This is a genomic window from Pseudomonas edaphica (genome assembly GCF_005863185.1).
Classification (GTDB): Bacteria; Pseudomonadota; Gammaproteobacteria; order Pseudomonadales; family Pseudomonadaceae; genus Aquipseudomonas; species Aquipseudomonas edaphica.
On the sequence record NZ_VBVZ01000694.1, the window covers coordinates 1 to 3,045 of the forward strand.

The 3,045-nt window shown below is 61.4% G+C and carries 2 protein-coding genes and 1 pseudogene; 1 reads left to right on the plus strand and 2 read right to left on the minus strand.

The annotated features are described in order from the left end of the window. Positions 1-200: pseudogene (locus FEM54_RS29110) on the plus strand (hypothetical protein); the annotation flags it as partial. An 8-nt stretch (positions 201-208) separates the two neighbouring features. Here the strand turns inward: FEM54_RS29110 and FEM54_RS29115 are convergent. After that, a complete protein-coding gene (locus FEM54_RS29115; protein ID WP_138453910.1) occupies positions 209-1,816 on the minus strand; it encodes an ArnT family glycosyltransferase in 1,608 nt (535 codons plus the stop codon). 88 nt (positions 1,817-1,904) lie between these two features. Then, positions 1,905-2,870 carry an arsenic resistance protein gene (locus FEM54_RS29120; RefSeq protein ID WP_138453911.1) on the minus strand — a complete coding sequence of 322 codons (966 nt, stop codon included), beginning with the start codon at positions 2,868-2,870 and terminating at the stop codon, positions 1,905-1,907. Positions 2,871-3,045: the final 175 nt, after the last annotated feature.

Below are 3,045 nucleotides of genomic sequence, written 5' to 3' on the forward strand. Positions count from 1 at the left end.
CTACCTTCACCGCCACCGCGCGTGACGAAGCAAGCCGGCGCGCGGTGTACGTGTTGCGGGTGATGTCCTACAACGAAGACTGCCAGGCCACCAAGATCGAAGCGTTCCTGGTCGAACAGGGCCTGCAGAACCTCAACTTCCAGGACCGCGTGCAGCGCAACTACACCGTGACGATGCCCGAGGGCTACCAGTGCAAGTAGGCGCCTGGCTACTTCAGTAGAAACACCATCAGCGGGTTGTCGTTAAGCCGCCCTTCGAAGTTTGGCGCCTGCTGCTCCATCGGCGTGCCCTTGAGCAGCGCTGCTTCTTTGCGCGGCACCAGCACCCAGGATGGACGCGGCAGGGTGGCGAGCTTCTCGGGCTCGTTACCGGCGACGAACAGCGGTTGCTCATCGTGCGTCAGGTTCATCATGTAGCGGATAGCCCAGGTGTCGCGGCCAAGGTCGACAAACACCAATGGCCCCGGCTGCGACGCACGCAATGCCTCTACCTGGCTGACAAACTTGCGGGTGTCGTATTGCAGGTCCTTGGCCGGGTCGATCACCACCACCAGCAGCAACCATTGCGCCGCCAAGGCGATCACACTGAGCCACACCAGGCGCAACGGGCGACGCCAGGCAACCAGCGCCGCCACTTGCAGCACCACCCACACGCCAATCAACGGCGGCAGCGACACGTCGGGCCAGTAACCGTGCTTCTGCCAGGTGTGCCGGCAGATAAACAACACCACCACGCACAGCGCCGGTAGCGCCACGACAAGCCATTCGTAGCAGCGGCGCACGCCAACGAACCAGTTTTGCGCCTGGAGCAGCCCATAGGCGGCGACAGCGGCAAACATCGGCACCATCGGCAGAATGTAGTAAGCGCGCTTGAAGTGCGGCACCGACAGCCCGAGCAGGATCATCAGGCCACAGGCCGCCAGCCGCACCACCATTTGCACGTCTTCGTTGACCCAGCGCTCAGACCAGCGATGCCGCAGCGCGATCATCGCCGCCAACGCCAACGGCACCACCGGGAAATAGCGATACAAACTCAGCTTGAAGTAGAAGTAGAACGGCTCGCCGGACTCGTCGAGGCGCCCACTGACCTGCATCCTGAACACATCGTCGGCAAAGGCCTCGCCACCGCTGAAACGCGCCAGCTTCATCAGCGCCCACCAGCAGGCCCCGAGCAACAGCAGCCCGACAAAACCATGGATCAACACCTGCTTGACCCGCTCGCCCGGCTTGCCCAACGCCCAGTAAACGCACACCACGCCGCAGACTTCGATAAGCCCCAAAGGCCCACGAATCGCGAAGGCCAGCACAAACAACGGGAACACCGCCAACTGTCGAAGCCGTGACCCGAGACGCTCGCCCGTGTGCAGCAGGTAGAAGCCGCCTACGCATAAGAGCGCGACCATCAGGTCCAGGCAGACCGAGCGCGACTTATCGAGCAATTGGGTGGTAAGCAGCGTCAGCAGCACCGTCAGCAATGCCCAAGGCCGACTGAACGGCACCAGCAGGCGATAGATCAGGGTGATCACGCCCGCCGCAGCAAGGGCCGTCGGCAGTACGTTGGCCAGGTGGTTCGGCGCACCGAACAGGCGGGCAAACACAAAACTGAAGAAAGTCGCAGTGCCGGGATAGTCCGGGTACGGCTGGCCGTAGGTGGTAGGAAAAAGACTCGCGCCATGGCGAAACATTTCCTGCATGAACAACGCCCAGCGCCCGTCAAAGCCTTGGGGTTGCTCGTCCCAGATGCCCAAGGTAAACAGCAATAAAGCGATCAGAAACAGGCCCAGAGACTCCAGGCGATAACGGCTGCGGTGATCCATCGAATGTCCTTTCAGGTGGGGTACGCCGACTCCATGGTGCCGACTCCACCCCTGAATAACGCCTGAACAAATCCGAGTATTTATGGACTTATCGACCGGCGCGCCACACCAGCGCGGGAATCAGCCGGATGTATAGTAGCTCGCCCACCAGCTCAAGCAGGGTTTGGAGGATCACCGCCGTTGCGGCCAGCCCGCGCACGTCTTCAGGCAGGGCCAACGCCAGTGGCAGCACCACCAATGAGTTGCGCGTCGAAGCACTGAAGGTCACCGCCCGCGCGGCAACAGCAGGCAACGCAAACAACCGCGCAGCCAGCGCGCCTATCAGCGGCGCCAGCAACAGGAAGCCGAGGTACACCGGGATCACCGGCAACAACAACGCAATATCGCGCACCACCGAAGTGATCTGCGAGCCGATCACCACAAACAGCACCAACGCCATCGCCGGCACCGGCAGCCAGGCCCAGGCGTTGTTCCAAACATTGATAGCGCTTGAGCGCCGCGCCAGGCAGGTGGTCAGCACCGCCAGGACCATCGGCAGCACAATCAGCAACAGGAACGCCTCGACAAACGGCCCCACCGCCACCACCACGGCGGACTGGGCGCCCAGCATGAAGCTCAGGTACACCGGCAGCAGCACCAATTGCAGCAACAACAACACCGGCGTCGTCGCCAGCATCAGCCGCGAGTCACCCTTGCCGATATGGGTAAACACCACCACATAGTCGATACACGGCGTAAGCAACACCAGCAGCGCGCCCACCAGCAACGCCGGGCGTTCCACCAGGCCCCGGGTCAACGCCCACACCAGCAAGGGCACCAGAATGAAATTGGCCAGCAGCAATGCGCAGATAAAGCGTTTATTACCCAGGCCCTGGCGCAGGTCCAGAAACGGAATTTGCAGGAACATGGCATACATCAGCACTGCGATGGCAGGTGTGACCAGCACGCCAAGACCTTGGGCTGACAAAGGGGCGAACACGCCAAATGCGACCGCCAGGAGCACGGCGACGAAGTAGATCGGGATTTGGTTGTGTTCGAGGGTGTCACGGGTCATGGGCTGACTCTGGTTGATCAATTGATCGCAAGCCTAAGCACCGGGAGCGCCGAGGTCGAGCATCGCGACATTTCCTGCGCCCATCACGCGCTAAATTTGTTAGTTTCGGCTTCTTATAAAAGCGCGCGGATCAAGCCCGTACCAAAAAGCGCAAGTATCGAGCCGACTCATGAAC

Excerpts from the sequence above, each read along its gene's own strand:
- FEM54_RS29120 (WP_138453911.1), bottom strand. The coding sequence starts at position 2,870 with ATGACCCGTGACACCCTCGAACACAACCAAATCCCGATCTACTTCGTC.
- FEM54_RS29115 (WP_138453910.1), bottom strand. The coding sequence starts at position 1,816 with ATGGATCACCGCAGCCGTTATCGCCTGGAGTCTCTGGGCCTGTTTCTG.